The organism is Halobacillus sp. ACCC02827 (assembly GCF_030291935.1).
GTDB lineage: Bacteria > Bacillota > Bacilli > Bacillales > Halobacillaceae > Halobacillus.
In genome coordinates this window covers 2523839-2547112 of record NZ_CP128168.1, presented here as the reverse complement: position 1 = coordinate 2547112, position 23274 = coordinate 2523839, and the positions used below count along the sequence as shown (strand labels likewise).

Below are 23274 nucleotides of genomic sequence, written 5' to 3'. Positions count from 1 at the left end.
ATCTATCCTCGATCTTTTTTTGATGCTCGCTGCTCCAAGCGTTTTTTCAACTGATCTTTATATTTAGATTCGACGAGAATATATAGGAAGTCGCCGGCTTGAATCACGGTCTCGCCATAGGGGGTGATGACCTGGTTGTCTCTGATGATTGCGTTAATATTTGAATGATTCGGCAGCGTCAATTCTTTCAATTTCTGGCCGACAAGCGCGGATTCTTCGCTCGTTTGGAACTGCACCATTTCAGCGGCCGCTTTCCCCATCGATATAAGCTCGATCGAGTGGTGCGGTACATCCTTCTGAGGTCCGACCAAGTCCAGCTTCTTGGCCACCCAAGAGATGCTGGCCCCTTGCACGAGAGCAGAGGTCAGAACGATGAAGAAGACGATATTGAAGATGATTTGACTGTTCTCCAAACCTTCTACAATCGGAAAGGTAGCGAGCACAATCGGTACGGCTCCGCGCAATCCGGCCCATGAAATGAAGAGCTTCTCCTTGACGGAATACTTTAGCTTGATCAAGGATAAGAAAACGGCGAGCGGACGGGCGACGACAATCAACAGGATGGAGAGAATCAAGCCATCTACGATGACAGCAGAAGAGAAAACCTGCTCCGGGAACGCGAGAAGTCCCAAGATGATGAACATAAGGATCTGAGCCATCCAGGCGAATCCTTCATTGAATTGAAAGATGGAATAACGGTACGTAAGCTCCCTGTTTCCTATAACAAGGGCAGCAATATAAACGGCTAGGAATCCACTTCCCCCGACGAATGCCGTAATCCCATAAGTAATCAGGGCGAAGGCCACCGAAAGAATAGGGTATAATGCGCTGGACCCTAGTTTAATATTATTGATGGAATAAGAAGCGAGCCTCCCAAAGATGATCCCCAACACGAGACCTATCCCCATTTGGAGAAAAAAGGTCGGGATCAGCATCCAGATCGAACCATCCGGTTTGGTGATCAGCTCAATGAATGAAAGCGTGAGGAAAACGGCCATCGGATCATTGGTTCCTGATTCTGCTTCCAATGTGGCACCCATCTTTGCCTTTATATTTCTTTCTTTCAAAGCCGCAAAAACCGCGGCGGCGTCTGTCGATCCAACAATAGCACCTAGAAGGAGACCTTCCAGTAATGTTAAATCGAAGAGGAGATAGGCAGCGACTCCAATCGTCGAGGAGGTTACTAAGACTCCCACGGTAGCGAGTGATAGAGAGGGCACGGCTACCGAACGGACCGTTGCCCATTTCGTATGCAGACCACCTTCAAATAAGATGATCACCAAAGCCAGCACACCGATAAGCTGAGCTGTATCTGCGTTATCGAAATAAATGATTCCGAGTCCGTCACTTCCTACAAGCATACCTACGATGATGAACAAGATGAGGGAAGGCACACCCCATCTGTTGGAAAACTTAGCAGCAAAGATCCCACTGAACAGCAGGAAAGCGACTAATAATAAAAATGCATCTGTTCCAAATGTATCAAAAAACATGTAATGAAATTCTCCTTATGAATGGCGTTTGACGAATTGGGAATGAAGATAAGGAAGCAGACGAAAATATAGGTATGGTTATCTTTTCCATTCATTCGAATTCGTCTCCTTATTGAATCAAGATCATACGTTTGTCATAAGGAGATTTCATATGTAATTAGACTGATGATATATCGTAATGAGAAACCCCGGCCTGCTGGTTTTGGAAAGATCGATATTTCGGAAACGGATCTTATCAAAAGCCACGGGGAAATCTGCAGGGGAGGCCCCGCAAATTGTTGGATCGAGGCCTTTCGTACTGACGGGGTGGGGAATCGATTGGTTTTGTATTTTGACGGCCTGATGATCAGAATAAGAAACGGCTGCTGAGAATTCGGAGTCATGAGCCAGTGTGCTTCTTATATCGTCGATTTTTTCAGATGGACTGAAAAAAACGGCGAAGTTCAAAAAAAACATCAATATCAAAAAAATATCTTTCTTCATCGCGGTCCCCCTTTCCTGAAAGTACCTAATCATTATATCAGAGATTCTCTCTCTTAACTTTGGCTGTAAAACTTGTTTTGAAATGTGCGTGATGCCGCAAGGGAGTTTCTCATGTGAATGACCCCAAACTGCGTGAACAGTTAACGAGGGTAAACGCATGGTATGTTGGATAGAGAAAATTTGTCATGGCGGCCTTCGGCTATCGAGCGGAGGACCCGTCCCGGCCGAAGATGAGACGGAATATGAAGAACATGGCGGAATGGATAGAGTGATTGAGCTGGAACCCTATCTGTAAAGGACCGGGTTTTTGCTATGGTAATTATTATTGACATAAAATTCTAATTGTTTTATATTTTATTTGAACAGTGGTTAATAAATGAGGGGGAGTCAGCGATTACACCTAGAAAACCGATCGAACAGCAAGTAGAACAAGAAGCTATATTGAACGTCGCCAGAGATCTCTTTGTAAAGAAAGGATTCAGAGATGTGTCCATGCGGCAGATCGCTGCCGAGCTGGAAATGAGCCATGGAATGATTTATTATCATTTCAATAATAAAGCCGGTTTATTTTATGCTGTCGTAGCCAAAGACTTCGCGCTCCTCGATGAAATCCTGGAAGAAATAATGAAGAAAGAAGCAGATCCTGGACAAAAGTTGAAACACCTATTCATCGCCTACATGAAATTCGGTATCGATTACTCCAGTCATTATGAAATGATGTTTCTAATCAAAGATGAGCAATTGAACACGCTCATGAATGAGGAGCCAAATAAGAGTTATGAACGGTTTGCCAAGGCAGTTGCTGCGCTTGTCGGGCCTAAATGCGCAACGACCCAGAGCATCTGGTCGGCGTTTTTATCCTTACACGGTTTCGTCGTTCACTATTACAAGACAGGGCAGACGTTTAACGAAATAAAAAGTCTCGTAGAAGGTCATGCAGAATTTATTATAAAATCACTGGATATATAAATTTTTTTGCAGATAATTGACCAGTGGTTAATAAGGGGTGGAGAATGATGAAAAAAGCATTGGTATTAGGAGCATCCGGGGGAATGGGCAGCGCCCTGGTGGAAGAACTTTTGGAAGCAGGAATAGAGGTCGTTGCATTTGCAAGAACGGAAGAAAAGCTGAAACGGTTGTTCCGGGGAAGGGCGCAGATCTTAGTGGGGGATGTGTTCTCAGAAGCAGATTTGCATGAGGCTGCTAAGGGAGTCGATGTGATCTTCCATGCGGTTAACATTCCTTACTATCAATGGGCGGGACATCAGCTGCGGCTGATGCAGAATGTCATAAACGCCTCGGAAAAGGCAGCCAGTAAATTGGTCATTGTCGACAATATTTATGCCTATGGTCCCGGAATGGGAACTTTAATAAAGGAGGATGCTCCCAAAGTTCCCTTAACTAAAAAGGGGAACATCCGTTTAGAAGTTGAAAACCTTGTAAGGGAAGCGCAGGTACCTTGGATGATTGCTCATTTCCCTGATTTTTACGGGCCCAATGCAGAAAATACGGTTCTTGGCCAAACGCTGCAAGGAGCAGCTGCAAATAAACGAGGGATATTTATTGGAGATAAGCGGAAGCCAAGGGAATATATTTATACCCCGGATGGTGCGAAAGCACTTCTTTCGCTGGCGATTCGCCCTTCTGCATACGGACAGACGTGGAATATACCAGGAGCTGGAGTCATATCGGGAGAGGAGATTATCCGGTTGTTAAAAGGAGAAAGCGGTTATGACAAACGGGTGATTACTGTCACAAAAGGAATGGTGAGGATGCTTGGTCTATTTGACAAAATGATGAGAGAGTTCGTGGAAATGATGTATTTATATGAACAGCCTGTTGTTTTATCGGGAGCCAAATTCGAAAGGGAGATCGGTCCTGTACCGACAACATCGTATAAAGACGGTATTGGTCGGACGATGGAAGCGATGGCAGGACCCCGTTCTTAGAGGGCGAGGAAGGCAGCCCTTTTTATAAGAATACCTGGTAGGCATACCTTTCTCCATGCGGAATTGGTAAATGAATGATCCCTTTGAATTGGAAGGCATGATTGGTGATCACCTTCTGCATTGCTCTGTTTAAAGGATGCGTATCTATTCGTACTTCTGACATCCCATTTTCCCGAGCGGCGGCCAGCAGAAGCTTGAAGAATAGAGCTGCATACCCGCGCCCGTTCCTTTCTGGAAGGATGGAGAATCTGTGAATAACGGCGTAATCGGCATCATTTTTCTCCCATTGGCCGTAAACGATGGTTTCATATGCAGTCTCCTGACCTTTTGTCAGGGCAGCGGTACCTATAATTTGCTGATTGATGAGAAAAACATAATTATTTCCATCTTCCATATCCGTTCTAAGCCTTGCCTCCGATGGAGCATCCTCACCGGACCACTGCGGTGATCCTGAGGCTGCAAGCTTCAGCTGAGCAGATCGGATAATCTCTTTAACTGCTGGAAGATCATCGATCGTTCCTTGTCGCATTTGTATATTCATCTAATCTCTCCTTACAAACCTAAATATTCCTCCCACCTTCAGCATATCATGGAATGAGTTTTCAAAGAGGAGGAGATTGTATGAATGAGGAGATGCAGAAGCTGTTCAACCGACTCATTGAAATTGAACAAGTATCAACGACCCTTTATCTTGCCATGTCTGCCTATATGGCAAGAGAGAATTATACGGGCATGGCTCATTGGCTGCAGCTTCAGTCTGATGAGGAACGAACCCATTTATTGAAATTGATCCAATATATGAGTGACAAGAATGGTACCGTTCAATTATCCAATATTCCGGCCCAGCCCAGTGAATATGGAACGCCCCTGGAAACCTTCCAAAAAGTTTTGGAACATGAGCAGTTTGTTACTAATTCCTACAGACAAGCCTACAATTATGCCGTCCAGGTGGACCCACAGGCGGCTGTCATTATTCAAGATTTTCTCCGGGAACAGATAGATGAAGAGGCTCAGGCTCAAACGATAGTGGATCGCTTATCACTGGCCCAAAACAATTCCTCTGCGCTTTTACTTTTAGATCAAGAGCTTGGGCAAAGGCAGGCAGCAGGGTGAAAAACAGCTCGGTAATGTAGGGGGATTTGGTAACGCAGAAAGAAGCGCGAAGATCTATCGTAGGGCGCTCTCACGTTACGGGTCGGATGGAGCGAATCATCCAGGCTCGTTTTTTTTTGCCTTCTCTTCCTTTTTTATTAGGAAAATGTTACCTTTATATGGGTGTGCTTGGAAATGGATTGGCTAAAACTCTTAATGATTACGCGCAGTAAAGCGTCAGGTCTGCAAGAAGGATGCGTTGCCTTGAGCAAATTTCGGATGGGAAAATTGGTGGTAACTATGAAATATTTCTTTACATTCATTCCAGCTGTATTGCTTACCTTAATAAGTGCAGATTTTAGTGGAGTATATGTAGAAGATGAACAGCAGTATAGAACGTATTTGGAGCACGCAAGGGAAGGTGGGGTGGAATTGGGGTTTCCTTTCCCTTTCGTTACGCAGAATCCATCGAAGCTCTCGCCGCCGTTCCCTTATAAATTCGGACTGGAAATGGAGAGAATTACAAACCTGAATGTCCTTCCTTTCTTTGTTAACGTCGGGATCTATTTCATGATTATTCTCTTCATGCATCTTTTTTTTAATAGAATTATAAGGAAAGTAAGAAGGATAGGATGAAAGCAGGCAGAGCGGAGAGAGGAGACGGACTTAGTCCGGGATGCGTCGAAATTAATCAGACGCAGAACTTCTAACTTGCGATATCATCACATTTTGACTACAATGAGGATACAATATCATATCGGTTCCATCTTCGGGGCAGGGTGTAATTCCCGACCGACGGTAATAGGTGCATAGATACCTAGAGTCCGTGACCCGCAGGTTCTTCCTGCGGCTGATCTGGTGAGAGTCCAGAACCGACAGTTAAAGTCTGGATGGGAGAAGATGTCGAGCGGAATGAGGAGAGGTTTTTTTGAACCTGCCCTCTATTTCCTGTGGACAATCTGTACTCCCTTAAGCATATAGCGCTTAGGGGTTTTTTATTGGACACACGGAAGTACCGTTCAACCTTCATCTGGGATGTGAACCGACGACAAGATGAAGGGGGAGATCGATGATGAATCCTTATACAGGTCAATCATCCAAGTTGCTCAAGTTAGTCATTTTAGCTTTATTCGGAAGTATTTCGATGGTACTCATGTTTTTAAATTTTCCTTTGCCGTTCCTGCCGCCTTATTTAAAGGTGGATTTCAGTGATGTTCCTGCGTTGATTGCAGGCATACTGTTTACGCCTGCCGCAGGTATAATAGTGGAGGGGCTGAAGAATTTACTTTATCTCATTTATACCGGTGCCGGAGATCCCGTCGGCGTCGTAGCAAACTTTGCCGCCGGTGTCTTGTTCGTTGCACCTGTCGCGATGATCTACCATAAATTCAAGACCACGAAATCGTTAGTTTCCGGCTTGGTGTTCAGCGCCGTAATTATGGCGCTTGGAATGAGCGTATTGAATTATTTCCTCGTCCTGCCTGCTTACAGCTGGTTCATGGGTTGGGAGACGATGTCTGCTCAGGTAAAATGGGCGACCGTTCTTGCAGGTATTCTGCCGTTCAATGCCTTGAAAGGAATCATTATCGGAGCTTTGTTCGTTCCGCTGTTCATTAAGCTGAAACCTTGGCTGGAGCAGAAACGGATACAATCCTCCGCAGCATAAGAAAAAGAGCGCCCGAAGGGGCGCTCTTTTATTTTTCTTTTTCCATTTCTTCCTGTTCTTCAATGGTGTAGCGTGCGGCAGGCATGACTTCGAGTCGCTCTTCAGGAATCGGCTTGCCGGATTTTTCACTCTTCCCATACGTGCCTTCTTCCATCCGCTGCAAGGCATCCTCAGCATCCATCAGCTTTTCTCTTGCCTGCTCGTAAAATGTCTGCTCTTTAGACCGTTCAAACTGATCCGTTCCTAGGTCGCCGGGATGATCGGCTACGCTTGAAATCTCCCCGGTACTGTCATTTGGATAGTCCTCTTTCGTACGGTCATTTTTATATTCTTCCATTTGTTGTTCCGCTTCTTCTTTCATTTCGAGCAATCGCTGCTTGAGTTCCTGTTTCTTTTCTTCTGTCATGATCTATTCTCTCCTCCCTGTAAATGAAAGCGAGTTATTTCTTCGCCGGGACGACACCGATCGTGCATCGGGACAGGCAGACAGTATCCCCTTGTTCGTTTTCCATTCTGATTTCCCAAACCATCGTGGTCCTGCCGATATGGGCAGGGGTTGCACGGGCGGTGACGAAGCCGCTCCGGATACTCTTCATATGATTTGCATTGATTTCAAGGCCGAATACTTGCTGCTTTTCCGGATCGACGTTCAGAAACGCTCCAATACTTGCTGCGCTTTCCGCAAGAGCAACATTGGCTCCTCCATGAAGGAAACCCATTGGTTGGTGGGTACGGCTGTCTGCAGGCATCGTCATGATAACTTCCTCTTTCGAAGCCTTCACGACTTCCATTCCAAGCGTTTCCATCAATGTATTCTTCATCATTTCTTGATTCATAACATCCCGTCCTTTGTGTATTATTCCCATTATCCAAACGCTCAAACCTATAGAAAAAAGGATGGAGGCGGTCCATCCTTTTCCTGGAATGTGCAGCGAACGTAATGCATGGCACATTCAAACTTTTCATAATCATCCGATCGGGATATAAATTTGTAGAAGCATGGACAGTCCGAGCAGGAATCCATATATCGTATTCGTTTTGGCTGTAGCAACCATGCCCGGCATCATCTCGAGAGGCTCGCTCTTTCCTACAAATCCCTGTATGGCTTGCCGGCCTTTAATCAAACTAAGGAAAGTGATAAAGGACCACAGCGGCAGAAGACCTGCGAAGATAAGCACGACGGTAAGGGCGTAGGCAATAAAGAACAGGGCCGTCAGGAATCGGATCGAACCTTGATGGCCGAACAGAATAGCCAGTGTTCTTCGTCCGTTCTTCGCATCACCGACACGGTCGCGGATGTTGTTGGTAAGCAGAATAGATCCAACAAAAATAGCAACCGGAATGGACACAATTACGACGTCCCAAGTCACCGCAGCCGTCTGTATGAAGTAACTGATTCCGATGATGACCGTGCCCATGAAAAAGCCTGCCGTGATTTCTCCGAATGGACTGTAGGCGATCGGATAGGGGCCGCCTGTATAAAGGTAACCGAAAAGCATGGAAACGAGACCGATAACGGCGATCCACCAGCTCGATGAGGCACAAATATACACCCCTAATATCGCAGCGACCGCATAGAAAGTGAAAGCAAGAGTAAGAACCGTCCTTGGACTAATGCCGTCCCTTACAATGGTTCCTCCTATGCCCACAGAATTTTCGTTATCTAAACCGCGAACATAATCATAATACTCATTGAACATATTCGTAGCAGCTTGAATGAGGATGGATGCGAGCAACATTGCGGCAAATAACCAGAAATTGATCGATTGTTCCAGAGCAGCGAACATCGTCCCGACAAAGACAGGAACGAAAGCTGCCGTCAACGTGTGGGGGCGTAAGAGCCTCCACCAAACTTGGAATCCGTCACGTTCATTCAAGGAAGTTTTTACATTTTGATTTTGTACTGAACTCATGGATGTCCTCTCCCTTGTATCCAAATTGATTTTATGATAACAATTTAAGTTTAGGGAAACAGGCCTTTAGTGTCAATCAATGTAAGAAAATGTTTCCTTGAGTGAAGAATTCTTGAGTCAAGGGAAAAAAGAGAATAAAATAGAGAATGATGCACACAGATCTTAAATAATTTGTGTCGCAAGTATACTGGAACGTCCCTTAAAGAATGGGAGGAATTTTTATGCTTCATACGAAGGCACCTCATATTGAAGAAGTGATCGGGGAAGCCCTTCAGAGAGCACATCATCTTGGGGAACCTATTTTTATCAGTTTCGTTGAACACATAGATGATCAAGACCCGTATCGTTTCTTTGAAGCTGGTCTTACGGTGGATTCCCACCGCTCGTTCTGGCAGAGCGCGGAGGGAGACTTCACAATGGTGGGCATTGGGAAAGCCAGCCAACTTTTTGCAGAGGGAAACGATCGTTTCAAAGAAGTACAGTCTCTATGGAACGACTTGAAGGAAAACGCCGTCGTGCACGATTCGTTCGGGGAGAAGGGCACAGGAATGGTTGCGCTGGGTGGTTTCCGTTTCGACCCGGAAGAGCCGGAAGGAAAACCTTGGGATAACTTTAAGGACAGCCAGCTGTCCATTCCATCCTTCTTGTTGACCAACGTCGGCGGGAAGTCGTATTTGACTTCAAACGCTCTCCTCTTTCCGGAGGATCACGCCCAACAGATCGCGGCACAGATAGCTGATCAGAAGGAGCAGTTATTGAATGGGCTGCCCGGTACTTATAAGGTGCCGGAAATTGAGACGGCTGTAGAAGTTGCTCCGCACGAATGGAAAGAGACGATCAGACGAGCTACAGAGGATATCAAAGCTGGTCTCCTCGAAAAGATTGTCCTGGCGAGAGAACTTCGCCTCTCCTTCAAGGAGGATGTGTACGTTTCTTCCGTGCTGCGTGCACTTGCGGAATCCCAGTCGAACAGCTACATTTTCGCCTTCGAGAGTGAAGGAGATTATTTTGTGGGCGCAACGCCGGAGAGGTTGGTTAAAGTTGACGAGCGCAGACTCGTTTCCACTTGTCTTGCCGGTACCATTCCACGTGGAGCTACGCCGGAAGCGGATTTGGCGCTGGGAGAAGAACTGCTGAACGATCCTAAAAACCGGCAGGAGCATCAATTTGTCGTGGAAATGATCAGACAAGCTGTCGAAGCCTGCAGCAGTGACGTACAGATTCCGGAGGCGCCGGTGCTGTATCCGCTTAGAAACCTTCAACATCTGTACACGCCGGTTAATGCCATTTTGGATGAGGGATATACGCTTTTGAATGTGGTGGAGAAGCTTCATCCGACTCCGGCACTCGGTGGAATGCCCCAGAAGGAATCCGTTGCTTACATCCGTGAGAAGGAAACGCTCAACAGAGGATGGTATGCCGGACCGGTCGGCTGGTTCGATGCGATGGATAATGGGGAATTTGCTGTAGCGATCCGGTCTGCTTTAATTCAGAAGAGGATGGCTTCTTTATTCGCAGGATGCGGGGTCGTTGCCGACTCGGACCCTCAGGCGGAATACGAAGAGACCGCTGTGAAGTTGAAGCCGATGTTGTCTGTTTTGGGAGGGTCATAATTGGGACATGTAGAATCGTTATCTAAATATGTAACACATTTTGTGGATCAGCTTGCTTCTTCGGGGGTGGAGCATGTAGTCATTTCTCCAGGGTCACGATCCACACCGCTTGCAATGACGTTTGCTGAGCATTCTGAGATGGAACACTGGGTCCATCTTGATGAACGCTCGGCAGCTTTTTTTGCGCTCGGAATAGCGAAAAGAGAACAGAAACCGGTGGCGGTTGTTTGTACCTCCGGGACGGCTGCGGCAAATTATTATCCTGCTATCGTGGAAGCCTATTATAGCCGTGTCCCGCTCCTGATTCTTACAGCTGATCGGCCGCATGAATTGAGGGAGGTCGGTGCACCACAGGCCATCAATCAAATTCAGATGTTTGGTAACTACGTGAAATGGTATCAGGACCTTGCTCTACCAGAGCCGGGAAACCATATATACGCCAGACGTCAGGCTTCCAGGGCGGTCGAGGAAGCGAAGAACGGCCATATGGGTCCTGTCCATTTGAATTTTCCGTTCCGAGAGCCGCTTATCCCTGATTTTCATCTGGAAGGCTGCTGGCGGGAAGAGGGCGTGACGGTTCCCCGAGCTTCTTATGGAAAGAGAATGCTGGATGCCTCGGTGGTCTCCCAATATTTGCAGACGTTTGCGGAGAAAGACTGTGGTCTGATTGTAGTGGGCCCACAGATGGACCCTGACCTGGCTGAGGCTGTGACGCGACTTGCATCCCGACTTGGTGTGCCGGTATTGGCAGATCCGCTCTCACAACTCCGTGCCGGAACGCATGACAAAAGAAATATTATGGAGAACTATGATAGTCTCCTGAAATCGGAAGCTCTCGGGGAAGAGCTCATTCCCGGCTATATTCTAAGGTTCGGTGCCATGCCGGTTTCCAAGGCTTACTTGAAATGGGTACAGAAATTCGGGGAGCAGGTAGATCATTTCGTTGCTGATGAACACCCTAGTCATCGGGAGCCTGCCGGCATCGATGCTCATTACATTTGGGCGGATCCTGTTATGTTTTGTGAGCAGTTGGCGGATCATCTTCCGGAGGATAATGTCGAAACGGAATGGCTCTCCCGCTGGCAGGAAATGAATAATAGGGCGAAATCCGAAATGCTTGTTCAGGAGGATGAAAGTCTCAACGAAGGCCATGCCGTCGTTTATCTGGCGGATTCCATTCCGAACCAGTCTAATCTTTTTATCGGAAACAGCATGCCGATCAGAGACGTAGACAGCTTCTTTATGTCCACACCAAAGCAGGTAAGGATGATGGCTAACAGAGGTGCGAACGGCATTGATGGTGTCATTTCTGCGGCTGCCGGCACGACCGTATCAGGGGAGAGAACGACGCTTCTGATTGGGGACGTCTCCTTCTTTCATGATATGAACGGTCTTTGGCTCGTTAAACACAAAAAACTCCCTCTTACGATTGTTGTGATCAACAACGATGGAGGAGGAATTTTTTCCTATCTGCCTCAGTCCAAACAACAGGATCACTTCGAGGAGTTGTTCGGCACTCCGCTGGGGCTTGATCTTTCGGCGGTCACTGCTTTGTACGATGGTAGACATCACGTTGTGGAAACATGGGATTCCTATCGTCATGCACTTGCCGAAAGCTACAAGAAGGAGGGTTTATCCGTTATTGAAGTGCGAACGGACAGAAGCACCCACGTTGATTTCCATAAAGAGAAGTGGGCGAAAGTCGAAGCCTCCATCTTATCCGGGGGGAGCAAGTGATGAGATACACCATTAACAGACGGTCCTATTGGGTGGAAGATAGCGGAACAGGCTTTCCTCTGGTTATGCTGCACGGATTTACGGGTAGTACACGAACGTTTGATGAAACGTGTGCTGCTTTGGACGGAGACTACCGGTTAATCAAGGTGGATCTGCCGGGGCATGGCCGGACCGGTCCGCTCGGAGTGGTCACGATGGAGCAATTCTGCCGGGACCTTGACGCTTTGTTCGACGCACTGGAGCTGGAGAGAGCGGCTGTTCTCGGATATTCGCTCGGAGGGAGGGCTGCGTTGTCTTTTGCAGCCCTTTATCCAGAACGGGTAGAGAAACTTCTGCTGGAGAGTGCTTCACCCGGGCTTGAAACGACGGATGAGCAGCTGGCGAGACAGGCAAAGGATAAAACGTTGGCGGAAATGATACGGGATAAAGGAATAGATACATTCGTATCTTATTGGGAGAACATCCCTTTGTTCCGTACCCAGGACCGTCTTTCTCAACAGGCGAAGACGGCGATACGCGAAGAACGTCTTGCTCAGGATCCGGGGGGGCTCTGGGAATCTTTACTTGGTATGGGAACCGGTCATCAACCTTCCTGGTGGGAGCGTATGTCGGACCTTCAGATGGATGTGCAGCTTGTCGTTGGAGCGCTTGACGAGAAGTTTTGTCGAATAAATGATAGGATGGAAAAGCGTATTCCTGAAGCATCCTACATAGTGGTGGAAAAGGCTGGACATGCAATACACCTTGAGAAACCAAAAATTTTTGCTAAAATTGTAGATGGCTTCATGATAAAATGAGTGAGTAATGAAACCGTTTTTCATGAACGGAAAGTGTACTTTTAAGGAGGAATAAGTTATGTCTTTTGAATGGATTCAAGAGCGCGAATACGAAGATATCATGTATGAAACACTAGACGGAATTGCTAAAATCACGATCAACCGTCCGGAAGTGAGAAATGCGTTTCGTCCTCAAACGGTTAACGAATTGATTGATGCATTCTCACGTGCACGTGACAATTCCCGTGTCGGAGTTATCGTCCTTGCAGGTGCTGGAGACGATGCATTCTGTGCAGGTGGAGACCAGAAAGTCCGCGGTCACGGCGGCTATGTAGGGGATGATCAGATTCCACGCCTGAACGTCCTTGATCTCCAACGTTTGATCCGCGTCATTCCTAAGCCGGTAATCGCAATGGTTTCCGGTTATGCTATCGGCGGTGGACATGTGCTTCACGTTGTCTGTGACCTTACAATCGCAGCGGACAATGCGATTTTCGGACAAACAGGTCCAAAGGTTGGAAGTTTCGATGCTGGATATGGTGCAGGTCTGCTTGCGCGTATGGTAGGCCACAAGAAAGCGCGTGAAATTTGGTTCCTTTGCCGTCAATACAGTGCCAAGGAAGCGGAAGATATGGGACTGGTCAATACAGTGGTTCCATTAGAGGATCTTGAAGCTGAAACGGTACAATGGTGCCGTGAAATCCTTGAGAAATCACCGACGGCTCTTCGTTTCTTGAAAGCTTCTTTCAATGCAGATACAGATGGATTGGCAGGTCTGCAGCAAATGGGCGGAGACGCTACCCTGTTGTATTACACGACAGAGGAAGCGAAGGAAGGCCGCGATGCCTTCAAGGAGAAGAGAAAACCTGATTTCGATCAGTTCCCTCGTTTCCCTTGATCATCAACCATATGGTAAAGAAAGGGGCGTCCCGTTGTATCGGGGAGCCCCTTTTTTCAGTTTTAAAAAGGATGGAGCGAAGTAATGATGACGATCATACCTCACTGGTTAGATAAACAAGCAGAACTTAATCCAGATGGGAACGCTTTTGAAACACCAAACGGAGAAGGCTTGACGTTTCAGGAATTGAGAGAACGAAGCAGAAGCATGGCTTTCCGTATGAAAGCGGCAGGGGTGAAAGATGGAGACCATGTGGCGTTCCTTCACACTAATGATCTGCAGTACCCTGTCTTTATCCATGCAATCAGCTATATCGGTGCAGTTGTTGTGTTAATAAATACAAGACTGACTGCTCCAGAAATCCGTTACCAACTGGAAGATGCACATATTAATCACTTCTTCATCGGTGAAGAGTTTGAACAGACAGCCCGGACGTCTGTTCAAGGTCTTGATATTATCGTACACCGTTTGGGTTCGCTGCCGGTAGCACAGAGGACGTCAGGTTTGAAGAAAGATTTGAACTTCGAAGACGTGTACACAATGATGTACACATCCGGGACTACAGGGCGCCCGAAGGCGGTTATGCACACATACGGAAATCACTGGTACAGTGCTGTTGCGTCTTCTTTGAATCTTGGACTCCATTCAGATGATAAATGGCTGACCTGTCTTCCGTTCTTCCATGTAGGCGGCTTCTCTCTTCTTATGAAAAGTGTTATTTACGGAATGCCGGTTTATTTGTTGAAGAAATTCGATGCATCTGTCGTGAATCGGGCTATCAAAGAAGACGGCGTTACTCACGCGTCGGTCGTTACTGTCATGCTGCAGCGGCTGTTGGAAGAAATGGGAGAGTCCCGCTATCCGTCCAGCTTCCGCTGTATGCTCCTTGGCGGTGGTCCTGTACCGGAGAGCATACTTCGAAAGTCAGAAGATCGGTACATTCCAGTTTTTCAAACGTATGGAATGACGGAAACCTCCTCACAAATCGCTACGCTAAGTCCGAAATCCGCCCTTGCAAAAATGGGTTCTGCCGGGAAAGCCCTGAGTATGGCCGATCTGGTCATAGATTCGCACCAGAATGGTGAAGTGGGGGAGATACTGGTAAAGGGCCCGATGGTTTCCAAAGGCTACTATAATAGGGACCGGAATGCAGAGACATACCTTCGGACAGGGGATCTCGGTTATAAGGATGATGACGGGTTTCTCTATGTGGTGGACCGCTTGAAAGACGTCATTATATCAGGTGGGGAGAATGTGTACCCCGCGGAAATCGAAAGCGTCCTAACATCTATTCCCGGGATAAAAGAAGCCGGCGTCACAGGACGACGGGATGATACGTGGGGAGAAGTTCCTGTCGCTTTCCTTGTTGGTGATAAAGCGACAGGAGACAAAGAAATCACGGATTATTGTCTGGAGCGTCTTGGGAAATTTAAAGTACCTGCACAGTTTTACTGGGTCGATGAACTTCCCAGAAACGCGTCGAATAAACTGCTTCGCCGAAAGTTATTATCTTTAGTGGAAGAAGGGAATGTATGATGAAGGTCGAAGCTGTACGTATCCGCACCATCGAGCTCCCGTTAAAGAAGCCTTTCATCACTCATCAGGCAAGCATTGATCGGAGGAAGCTTCTCATCGTAGAAGCGGAAGATCCGGAAGGAAGAATCGGCTACGGGGAGGTCACTGCCTTTGAGTCTCCTTTTTACACATCAGAGACGATCGTTACCGCTTTTCACGTACTGAAAGAGTTCCTGATACCTCTTCTATTTGGATTGGAAGAGCAGACACCTGCAGCCTTCGCCGAAGGTGTCCGACCCATTCAAGGCCACCCAATGGCGAAAGCAGGTCTTGAAGGAGCTTTGTGGGATCTTTACGGCAAGAAGGAAAATAAGAGTCTTAAGAAACTGCTCGGCGGCATTCGCGAAAGCGTCAAGGCTGGTGCTGTGCTGAGTCTGACGGATAATCTTCGGGAAGAAGTGGAGGCACTGAAGCTGGAGGGGTACGAACGATACAAGTTAAAGGTGAGGAAAGGCTGCGAGAAAGAAACAATTGAAGCACTTAGAAAGATAGCGCCGGATCTTCCGGTAATGATTGATGCCAACGGTCAATATGGACCGGATGACTTTCACAGACTTCAAGAGATGGATGAATATGGTCTTATGATGATTGAGCAGCCGTTCCAACCCGCCGACTTCTTTTATCATAAAGAACTGCAGGCGACAATGCGGACACCCCTGTGTCTCGATGAATCAATCATGTCTTTTCATGATGCTGTCCAGGGTGTAGAGCTCGAGTCCTGCCGCATCGTGAATGTGAAAATAAGCAGGGTGGGCGGCTTGACCGAAGCAAAGGCAATCCATGATTTCTGCGAGCGTCGGGGAGTACCTGTTTGGTGCGGGGGGATGGTCGAATCCGGTGTATCCAAAGCACACAACCTTGCGCTTGCAACACTTCCTAATTTCACTATCCCGGGTGATTTATCCAGCTCCACACGGTATTTCGAAAGAGATATTGTGCAACCACCAATTATCATGGATCGGGGAGAAATCCGTGTGCCGGAGGGCCCTGGAATTGGAATAGACGTCGACAGGGAATACCTTGAATTCGTTACTAATCACTCTTATGAAGCTAAGGCAACTTAACCACCCCGGGGATTTTCGTAATAACTTCGTCCTTCTTCGACCACAATAAGAATATAAGGAGGGCGAAGGATGGACAGAAACAAGTATTATATCAATATTGGGACAAGGGAAATCTCCCTGAATCATGATGCGAACAACGATGATTTCATCATTTACGCGACAGAGGAAGAAGTGATCGGCCTTCGTGAAATCTTCGATGAAATCAATAATGCGGACAATCGGTCCTTCTATCGAGCGCATATCCCATTCATGCCTTACCATAAAGATGAGGATAATGATGAGACGGATGTGGACATGAAGAAGGCTTTCCAGCGCATTCATGAACTAGGTGATGATCAAACGAAAGATCACATCGTCCAGATGGGCGTGTTGGATCTTTGATGGAAAAAGCCCCTCCGTTAGACTGGAGCGGCTTTTTTGTATGAAATCCTTTGTTTAGAGGAGGATTTCAAAAGGAATAATACAAATAGCAGCAGAGTATCGAAACGCACCGGTTTGTATTTATACATCCTTATGGTACGATTTATACAGGTACCATCAAGAACGTATAACTAGGATTAAAGGCAGTGGAGCAAACATGAAAACATTTTATGATTTTTACCAGAACCCTGTTCGACTATCATTTGAGGATCATCCGTTCTCTGCAACTCCGAAGCATGTTTGGGTCATTTGCCGTTATAAGGACCAATGGCTTTTGACGAGACATAAGGATCGAGGGTTCGAATTTCCCGGAGGAAAAGTCGAAGAGGGCGAAACAGCAGATCAGGCAGCTGTGCGGGAAGTTCAGGAAGAGACAGGTGCGAGAATTAAAGAGTTGACGTATATCGGTCAATACCATGTGGATGGTAAAGGTGGCACGGTCATAAAGAACGTATATTATGCCGTCATATCTGAACTGGCCGATCAGGAACACTATTTTGAAACACACGGCCCTGTCTTATTCCGACATCTCCCAAAGAACATGAGAGTGAATGAGCGCTTCAGCTTTATGATGAAGGATGAAGTCCTTCCGGAATGCATGAAACGTATTCAGCGTCATATCTGAAGAATAAATATCCCCCACGTGACCACGTGGGGGATATTTTATGATGTTCAGCTATGATAGGAAGGTCCTGCTTTCCTAATTGCTTCGCTCGCATAAGTGAATTTCTCAAAGTTCTTATGGAACTTTTCGGCAAGCGCTTTAGCGCTCAGGTCGTAGGCCTCTTTATCTGTCCATGTCTTACGAGGTGACAATACCTCATCAGGGACACCAGGGCAGTGGGTGGGAACGTGTAAACCGAAGAAAGGATCTTTATACGTCTCCGCTGAGCTTAATTCTCCTTCCAACGCAGCGTGGATCATAGCTCTTGTGTAGCTTAACTTGATCCGCTGTCCTTCCCCGTAAGACCCTCCGGACCATCCTGTATTCACTAGATAGACGTCGGTCTGGAATTGATCAATTTTCTCGCCAAGCATTTCTGCATACTTAGATGGAGCCAAGGGAAGGAATGGAGAGCCGAAGCAGGCGGAGAATGTCGCCTGCGGTTCTGTAATTCCCCTTTCTGTACCTGCGAGTTTGCTGGTATATCCGCTCAGGAAGTGGTACATTGCCTGTTCCTTCGTCAACTTACTGATCGGAGGGAGAACGCCTGTAGCATCAGCGGTCAAGAAAATGATCGCATTTGGATGACCAGCTACACTGGGCTGTACAGTGTTGGATATATGTTCAAGCGGATAAGCCGCACGAGTGTTTTCTGTCAAACTTGTGTCGTCATAATCCGGTTCATGTGAGTCTGCGCTTAGTATGACATTCTCCAGAACCGATCCAAAATGAATCGCATCGTAAATTTGTGGTTCCTTTTCTTTAGAAAGGTTGATACACTTGGCGTAGCAACCGCCTTCAATATTGAAGACGCCGTAGTTCGACCACGCATGCTCGTCATCCCCGATCAAACGGCGGGAAGGATCTGCAGAAAGGGTAGTCTTGCCCGTTCCGGATAACCCGAAGAAAAGAGCGACATCGCCTTCTTTACCAACGTTCGCTGAACAGTGCATCGGCAGGATGTTTTTCTCCGGAAGAATATAGTTCATGACGGAGAAAATCGATTTTTTGATTTCCCCGGCATACTCGGTTCCGCCAATTAAGACGATACGGTGTTTGAAGGAAATCATGATGAACGCTTCTGAATTTGTCCCGTCCACTTCAGGATCAGCCTTGAAGGTCGGAGCGGATATAACCGTGAATTCCGCTTCATGATCTGCCACCTCTTCCGTATTTGGACGAATGAACATCTGTTTAGCGAAAAGATTGTGCCACGCAAACTCTGTCACGACTTGGATGGGAAGACGATACCGTGTTTCTGCGCCGGCAAACCCTTTGAAAACAAAGAGTTCTTCCCGCTTCTTTAAATACGTAAGAACTTTGTGGTAAAGCTGAACGAAAGTACTCTCGTCAATCGGCGTATTGATCGTACCCCAATCCACTTTTTGTTCGGACGTGTCGTCTTTGACGATGAATTTGTCTTTTGGTGATCTGCCGGTGTAAGTACCAGTAGTCGCTTGAATTGCACCTTTTTCTGTTAATGTGCCTTCGTTGCGAGAGAGGATCTTCTCCACCAAGTGCGGAACGGAAAGTTGGTGATGGACATTTTCTTGAGCTAGTAATAGGTTAAGTTCAGACATTTGGTTAATGGTACTCATATAAGTCGACCCGCCTTTGTCAAATAATTTAATCATCCTTAAGATGGAATTAGTATAACACATTCATTTTTATAGTCCATACTATTTGGTGAAATTGTTTCCAATATTTTGTGAACAAATATTGGCTTCTTGTTAAAATCCGGATGGTTTATTTCTATCTTATGTTTTTTCCGGTGTGAACGTTTATAAATGGAAAGAAAAGGTGGCGGGTCCTTGGTTTTGTAAGGATCCGTAAAAACCGTACCTGGTCGGGGATACGGGTGGAATCTGATTGACATGTTACATGGTTTTCGATACGATAACGAAGAACGGAAACTCTCTTATCCAGAGTTGGTGGAGGGACAGGCCCTTTGAAACCCAGCAACCGTCATGAGAATGGCATGGTGCTAACCTGAAGCAGGAAGGAACGAATTCCTTCTTGGACGATAAGAGCGAAAGGAAGCAGCCCCTTTCCTCGACATTAGGAAGGGTTTTTTCTTTTTATGGAGAAATATCCGAGCCGGAGGTCATCCGGTATAGATTCCTATATAAAGCTCTAATGGTTGTGGATGAAGCATGAACGAAGGAAACGTTTTTTCGTTTCTGCACATACTGGTAAAGAGTTCCGTCTAATACTTTGTACTTACAGAAGGAGGAGTTTTTCAGAATGCCTGCCAATCGCCGGTTATTCACATCAGAGTCAGTTACAGAAGGTCACCCCGATAAAATATGTGACCAGATTTCTGATGCCATTTTAGACGAAATTTTAAAAAATGACCCGAATGCTCGGGTTGCATGTGAGACAACAGTGACCACGGGACTTGTGCTCGTCTCAGGAGAGATCAGTACAAATACTTATGTAGACATCCCATCCATCGTTCGTCAAACAATTAAAGATATTGGATATACTCGAGCCAAATACGGCTTCGATGCGGATACGTGTGCCGTTCTGACTGCCATCGATGAGCAGTCCCCTGATATTGCAGGCGGAGTGGATGAAGCATTGGAATCCCGCGAGGGCAAGATGAGCGACGATGAGATTGAAGCGATCGGAGCTGGAGATCAGGGCTTAATGTTCGGTTTTGCTAATAATGAAACGAAAGAACTAATGCCTCTTCCTATTTCACTGGCACATAAACTGTCCAAGCGTCTTTCGGATGTCCGTAAAGACGGCACGCTGGATTACCTGCGCCCGGACGGGAAGACACAAGTGACCATCGAGTACGATGAGCTGGATAAACCTGTCCGCGTAGATACCATTGTCATTTCTACACAGCACGCGGAAGAAATTACATTGGAGCAGATTAAGAAAGATCTGCGCGACCATGTGATCGGTCCTGTTGTACCGGCGGAGCTCATTGATGAGCAGACGAAATACTTCATCAATCCGACAGGTCGTTTCGTTATCGGCGGTCCTCAAGGGGATGCCGGCTTGACGGGAAGAAAAATCATTGTGGATACGTATGGCGGATATGCCCGTCACGGCGGAGGTGCTTTCAGCGGGAAAGACGCGACGAAAGTGGACCGCTCTGCTGCTTATGCAGCCCGCTATGTTGCGAAGAACATCGTAGCTGCCGGACTTGCAGACGCTGTGGAAGTGCAGCTTGCGTATGCAATAGGTGTAGCGCAGCCGGTTTCTATTGCCATCAACTCGAATGGTACTGGCAAAGTATCGGAAGAGAAGCTGGTAGAAGCTGTGCGTGATCTGTTCGATCTGCGCCCTGCCGGTATTATCAAGATGCTGGATCTGCGTCGACCTATCTACCGTGATACGGCTGCTTATGGTCATTTCGGCCGCACGGATATTGAGTTCCCTTGGGAGCGGACGGACAAAGCAGAACAATTAAAATCTCGTTTCAATTAAGGACAAAAAAAGTACCCGCAAGGGTACTTTTTTGTTTTTAATCTTTTTCTTGCTGCTGTTTATAATAGTTTCCTTTCTCTATGTAAGTGGTTCTTATCCTTTCCAACTCTTGATAGTCATGCTCGTTCAGTTCCCGAACTACTTTCGCGGGCCGGCCGAAAGCGAGCGTCCTTGGAGGGATAACTTTTCCCGGCGGGACGAGGCTCCCAGCGCCGATGAAAGCTTCTTCTCCAATTATCGCTCCATCGAGTATGAGGGACCCCATACCGATCAGCGCGTTTTTCTTAATGTGTGCGGAATGCAGGGTCACTTGATGACCGACCGTCACGCCATCTTCAAGGATCAGTGGTTGACCCGGGCTTTGATGAAGCATACTGAGATCCTGTACATTTGTATTCCTGCCGATATGTACCGGAGCTACATCCCCGCGGATGACGGTTTTAAACCAGATGCTTGCTCCTTCATCGATAAAAACATCTCCTGTAATAACGGCATCATCAGCGATGTAAGCCGTCGGGTGTATAGACGGGCGCTTTCCTTTATATTCGCAAATCATAGTAAACCCCCTTATAATATTAGTTAAGGATAGTATAGCAGATGGAACGGGGGATAGACTGTGAATAAAAAGCAATCTCCAGCATCAGACGGCACTATCATTATCGTCCACGGAGCATTTGAACATGGTGGAAGATATGAGCGGTTGGCGGATCGGCTTCATAAAGATGGTTTCGATGTTATATACGGCGATCTGCCTGGCCAGGGAAATTCACCCGGAAGGAAAGGTCATATCCATTCCTTTGAGGAGTACATAAAGACAGTAGAGGGCTGGATCGGGGAAGCGGATCCCGATAAAAAAATATTTCTGCTCGGTCATAGTATGGGTGGTCTTGTAACGGTGCGGGTAATGGAACAGCTGCAACAGAAAATGGATGGTATCATCCTCTCGTCTCCTGCATTGGCTATTAAAGGCAGTGTAAGTGCGCCTGTGGAATGGTTGTCCTACCTATTGAATATCATAGCGCCCTCTTTACGTATGGATGCCAACCAAGACCCTTCATTGATTACAAGGGATACCGTGAAAGTCGAACAGTTTCGTAAAGATCCACTTGTCCTTAAGAAAGTCTCTGTGCGTTGGTACCGGGAGTTTCAACGTGCTTCCCGTCTGGCTTTCCGGGACGTCAACCAGTTTCCGGATGTACCTCTTCTTGTCTTGCAGGCGGGACGTGACGAACTGGTAGTGGCGGAAAAAACGGCAGAATGGTTTCATATAGTGGATGCTAAAGAAAAAACATACAAAGAATGGCCGGAATTATACCATGAACTATTCAATGAGCCGGAGTGGGAAGATGTGTACCTTTATACACTTGGGTTTTTACAACAGCAACTCAAGAAATAGACAGGGAGGGAAACATATGAAAGCAAATGTACCGAGTAACGCCCTGCATCTCATGTACCACGTGTACAAAAATATCTTTCCTTCCGTTCATAGAGAATTGAACGTTTGGATTGATCGGGCGCGTCAAATACCAGATCCGGAATTAAGGATTCAGGCACTTGCCAGCATTGAAAGCAAAACGTTCCATTGTGAAGGCGGGGCGATTTATGCGGTGCTTGCAGGGGAGAGAAGGGACGAAGCGGTTCGTTTTATCGTAGCCTATCAAACCATTAGTGATTATCTTGATAACTTATGTGACAGAAGTACATCGATGGATCCGAAAGATTTCCGCATGCTCCATCAGGCGATGGCGGATGCGCTGACGCCAGGGAATGAAAGACAAGACTACTATAAATATCGTGAGGAATCAGACGACGCCGGTTACCTCCATCTCCTTGTGAAAACTTGTCAGGACGTACTTCGGAATGCGGAAGGCTATGACATAGTCCTGGAGCATACTCGGAATCTTGGTTCCCTTTACAGCGATCTTCAAGTACATAAACATGTGGTGGAAGAGGAACGTATTCCAAGGTTACAGCAATGGTTTGAAGATCACCAGAAGGACTGGCCGCAACTGAAATGGTATGAATTTTCGGCATGTACGGGCTCTACCCTTGGTATTTTCTGCCTTGTCTCTTATACTCTTGGTGGAAGAATTGACCCTTCTTTAGCAGAGCAGGTGACAAGAAGCTATTTCCCATTCATGCAGGGGCTTCACATTCTCCTTGATTACTATATTGATCAGGAGGAGGATGAAGAGGAAGGGGATTTGAATTTTTGTTCCTATTATGAGCACGAAGAGGAGATGCGGGCGAGGTTCAAGTATTTCGTCGAGAGAACGAACGAAGAGATTCAACGGTTACCAAACGCTGCTTTCCATGAGATGGTTCATGAAGGGCTTGTTGGAATGTATTTGGCCGATCGAAAAGTCGGGCGTATTGCCAATGCGAAGAGCTTTGTTAAAGAACTCTTGAAGGCGAGTGGAAAGAAAGCGACGTTCTTTTACCTGAATACCAAAATGTATCACAAATTAAAGCCTGGACGTGAGTTGTAAT

The 23274-nt window shown here is 46.7% G+C and carries 24 protein-coding genes and 2 riboswitches; of the genes, 16 read left to right on the top strand and 8 right to left on the bottom strand.

Features of this window, described 5'->3' with window-relative positions; genetic code table 11:
- Positions 1 to 2: 2 nt before the first annotated feature.
- Both QRD89_RS13495 and QRD89_RS13490 read right to left on the bottom strand, forming a co-directional pair.
- Complete coding sequence (locus QRD89_RS13495) at positions 3 to 1493, bottom strand: potassium/proton antiporter (RefSeq protein ID WP_026578279.1); 1491 nt, start codon at positions 1491 to 1493, stop codon at positions 3 to 5.
- A 147-nt stretch (positions 1494 to 1640) separates the two neighbouring features.
- Positions 1641 to 1976 carry a hypothetical protein gene (locus tag QRD89_RS13490; protein WP_286095447.1) on the bottom strand — a complete coding sequence of 112 codons (336 nt, stop codon included), beginning with the start codon at positions 1974 to 1976 and terminating at the stop codon, positions 1641 to 1643.
- 393 nt (positions 1977 to 2369) lie between these two features.
- On the opposite strand from QRD89_RS13490, the gene QRD89_RS13485 reads away from it, so the two are divergent.
- The gene (locus QRD89_RS13485; RefSeq protein ID WP_353477954.1) at positions 2370 to 2945 is read left to right on the top strand and encodes a TetR/AcrR family transcriptional regulator; all 576 of its coding nucleotides are present in this window, start codon (positions 2370 to 2372) and stop codon (positions 2943 to 2945) included.
- 47 nt (positions 2946 to 2992) lie between these two features.
- Positions 2993 to 3925: an SDR family NAD(P)-dependent oxidoreductase gene (locus QRD89_RS13480; RefSeq protein WP_286096884.1), complete on the top strand. Its 933-nt coding sequence runs from the start codon at positions 2993 to 2995 to the stop codon at positions 3923 to 3925.
- A gap of 22 nt (positions 3926 to 3947) precedes the next feature.
- Here QRD89_RS13480 and QRD89_RS13475 read toward each other — a convergent pair whose 3' ends face one another.
- Entirely contained in the window at positions 3948 to 4466 is a 519-nt protein-coding gene (locus tag QRD89_RS13475; protein ID WP_286095445.1) for a GNAT family N-acetyltransferase, read from the bottom strand.
- A gap of 80 nt (positions 4467 to 4546) precedes the next feature.
- On the opposite strand from QRD89_RS13475, the gene QRD89_RS13470 reads away from it, so the two are divergent.
- From QRD89_RS13470 to QRD89_RS13460, 3 genes are all read left to right on the top strand, one after another.
- Complete coding sequence (locus QRD89_RS13470) at positions 4547 to 5038, top strand: ferritin (protein WP_026578284.1); 492 nt, start codon at positions 4547 to 4549, stop codon at positions 5036 to 5038.
- A gap of 243 nt (positions 5039 to 5281) precedes the next feature.
- Positions 5282 to 5653, top strand: coding sequence for a hypothetical protein (locus QRD89_RS13465; protein WP_286095444.1), 372 nt, complete (start codon positions 5282 to 5284; stop codon positions 5651 to 5653).
- Between the two features lie 125 nt (positions 5654 to 5778).
- Positions 5779 to 5923, top strand: a riboswitch (FMN riboswitch).
- A 166-nt stretch (positions 5924 to 6089) separates the two neighbouring features.
- A complete protein-coding gene (locus QRD89_RS13460; protein WP_008637569.1) occupies positions 6090 to 6683 on the top strand; it encodes an ECF transporter S component in 594 nt (197 codons plus the stop codon).
- Positions 6684 to 6711: 28 nt separating this feature from the next.
- Here the strand turns inward: QRD89_RS13460 and QRD89_RS13455 are convergent, their stop codons facing one another.
- The 3 genes from QRD89_RS13455 to QRD89_RS13445 form a co-directional block, all read right to left on the bottom strand.
- Positions 6712 to 7089, bottom strand: coding sequence for a TraR/DksA C4-type zinc finger protein (locus QRD89_RS13455; protein ID WP_035388343.1), 378 nt, complete (start codon positions 7087 to 7089; stop codon positions 6712 to 6714).
- A gap of 34 nt (positions 7090 to 7123) precedes the next feature.
- The gene (locus QRD89_RS13450; protein WP_286095442.1) at positions 7124 to 7519 is read right to left on the bottom strand and encodes a hotdog fold thioesterase; all 396 of its coding nucleotides are present in this window, start codon (positions 7517 to 7519) and stop codon (positions 7124 to 7126) included.
- A 132-nt stretch (positions 7520 to 7651) separates the two neighbouring features.
- Positions 7652 to 8596: a 1,4-dihydroxy-2-naphthoate polyprenyltransferase gene (locus tag QRD89_RS13445; RefSeq protein ID WP_008637583.1), complete on the bottom strand. Its 945-nt coding sequence runs from the start codon at positions 8594 to 8596 to the stop codon at positions 7652 to 7654.
- A 221-nt stretch (positions 8597 to 8817) separates the two neighbouring features.
- On the opposite strand from QRD89_RS13445, the gene QRD89_RS13440 reads away from it, so the two are divergent.
- The 8 genes from QRD89_RS13440 (at position 8818) to ytkD (ending at position 17304) form a co-directional block, all read left to right on the top strand.
- Positions 8818 to 10209, top strand: a complete 1392-nt coding sequence (locus QRD89_RS13440) for an isochorismate synthase (protein ID WP_286095441.1) — start codon at positions 8818 to 8820, stop codon at positions 10207 to 10209.
- On the top strand, positions 10210 to 11946 hold the full coding sequence (menD, locus tag QRD89_RS13435; protein ID WP_286095440.1) for a 2-succinyl-5-enolpyruvyl-6-hydroxy-3-cyclohexene-1-carboxylic-acid synthase: 1737 nt from the start codon (positions 10210 to 10212) through the stop codon (positions 11944 to 11946).
- On the top strand, positions 11946 to 12743 hold the full coding sequence (gene menH, locus QRD89_RS13430) for a 2-succinyl-6-hydroxy-2,4-cyclohexadiene-1-carboxylate synthase (protein WP_286095439.1): 798 nt from the start codon (positions 11946 to 11948) through the stop codon (positions 12741 to 12743). Before menD ends, menH begins: the two co-directional genes overlap by 1 nt.
- A 58-nt stretch (positions 12744 to 12801) precedes the next feature.
- The gene (menB, locus tag QRD89_RS13425) at positions 12802 to 13620 is read left to right on the top strand and encodes a 1,4-dihydroxy-2-naphthoyl-CoA synthase (RefSeq protein ID WP_008637591.1); all 819 of its coding nucleotides are present in this window, start codon (positions 12802 to 12804) and stop codon (positions 13618 to 13620) included.
- A gap of 84 nt (positions 13621 to 13704) precedes the next feature.
- Positions 13705 to 15156, top strand: a complete 1452-nt coding sequence (locus tag QRD89_RS13420) for an o-succinylbenzoate--CoA ligase (protein ID WP_286095438.1) — start codon at positions 13705 to 13707, stop codon at positions 15154 to 15156.
- Positions 15153 to 16259: an o-succinylbenzoate synthase gene (gene menC / locus QRD89_RS13415; RefSeq protein WP_062514147.1), complete on the top strand. Its 1107-nt coding sequence runs from the start codon at positions 15153 to 15155 to the stop codon at positions 16257 to 16259. The genes QRD89_RS13420 and menC overlap by 4 nt, the downstream gene beginning before the upstream one ends.
- A 69-nt stretch (positions 16260 to 16328) precedes the next feature.
- The gene (locus QRD89_RS13410) at positions 16329 to 16640 is read left to right on the top strand and encodes a hypothetical protein (protein WP_008637597.1); all 312 of its coding nucleotides are present in this window, start codon (positions 16329 to 16331) and stop codon (positions 16638 to 16640) included.
- A 196-nt stretch (positions 16641 to 16836) separates the two neighbouring features.
- Positions 16837 to 17304, top strand: a complete 468-nt coding sequence (ytkD, locus tag QRD89_RS13405; RefSeq protein WP_008637598.1) for an RNA deprotection pyrophosphohydrolase — start codon at positions 16837 to 16839, stop codon at positions 17302 to 17304.
- 47 nt (positions 17305 to 17351) lie between these two features.
- Here ytkD and pckA read toward each other — a convergent pair whose 3' ends face one another.
- Complete coding sequence (gene pckA, locus QRD89_RS13400; protein WP_008637599.1) at positions 17352 to 18941, bottom strand: phosphoenolpyruvate carboxykinase (ATP); 1590 nt, start codon at positions 18939 to 18941, stop codon at positions 17352 to 17354.
- Positions 18942 to 19258: 317 nt separating this feature from the next.
- A riboswitch (SAM riboswitch) is annotated at positions 19259 to 19373 on the top strand.
- A 214-nt stretch (positions 19374 to 19587) separates the two neighbouring features.
- Here pckA and metK point away from each other — a divergent pair.
- Positions 19588 to 20784 carry a methionine adenosyltransferase gene (metK, locus tag QRD89_RS13395; protein ID WP_008637600.1) on the top strand — a complete coding sequence of 399 codons (1197 nt, stop codon included), beginning with the start codon at positions 19588 to 19590 and terminating at the stop codon, positions 20782 to 20784.
- Positions 20785 to 20821: 37 nt separating this feature from the next.
- On the opposite strand, the gene QRD89_RS13390 is transcribed toward metK, so the two are convergent.
- The gene (locus tag QRD89_RS13390; RefSeq protein ID WP_008637601.1) at positions 20822 to 21340 is read right to left on the bottom strand and encodes a gamma carbonic anhydrase; all 519 of its coding nucleotides are present in this window, start codon (positions 21338 to 21340) and stop codon (positions 20822 to 20824) included.
- 60 nt (positions 21341 to 21400) lie between these two features.
- Between QRD89_RS13390 and QRD89_RS13385 the strand changes: the two genes are divergently transcribed.
- Together QRD89_RS13385 and tbcS are read left to right on the top strand one after the other, a co-directional pair.
- A complete protein-coding gene (locus tag QRD89_RS13385) occupies positions 21401 to 22180 on the top strand; it encodes an alpha/beta hydrolase (RefSeq protein WP_026578292.1) in 780 nt (259 codons plus the stop codon).
- Positions 22181 to 22196: 16 nt separating this feature from the next.
- Entirely contained in the window at positions 22197 to 23273 is a 1077-nt protein-coding gene (gene tbcS, locus QRD89_RS13380) for a tetraprenyl-beta-curcumene synthase (protein WP_026578293.1), read from the top strand.
- Position 23274: the final 1 nt, after the last annotated feature.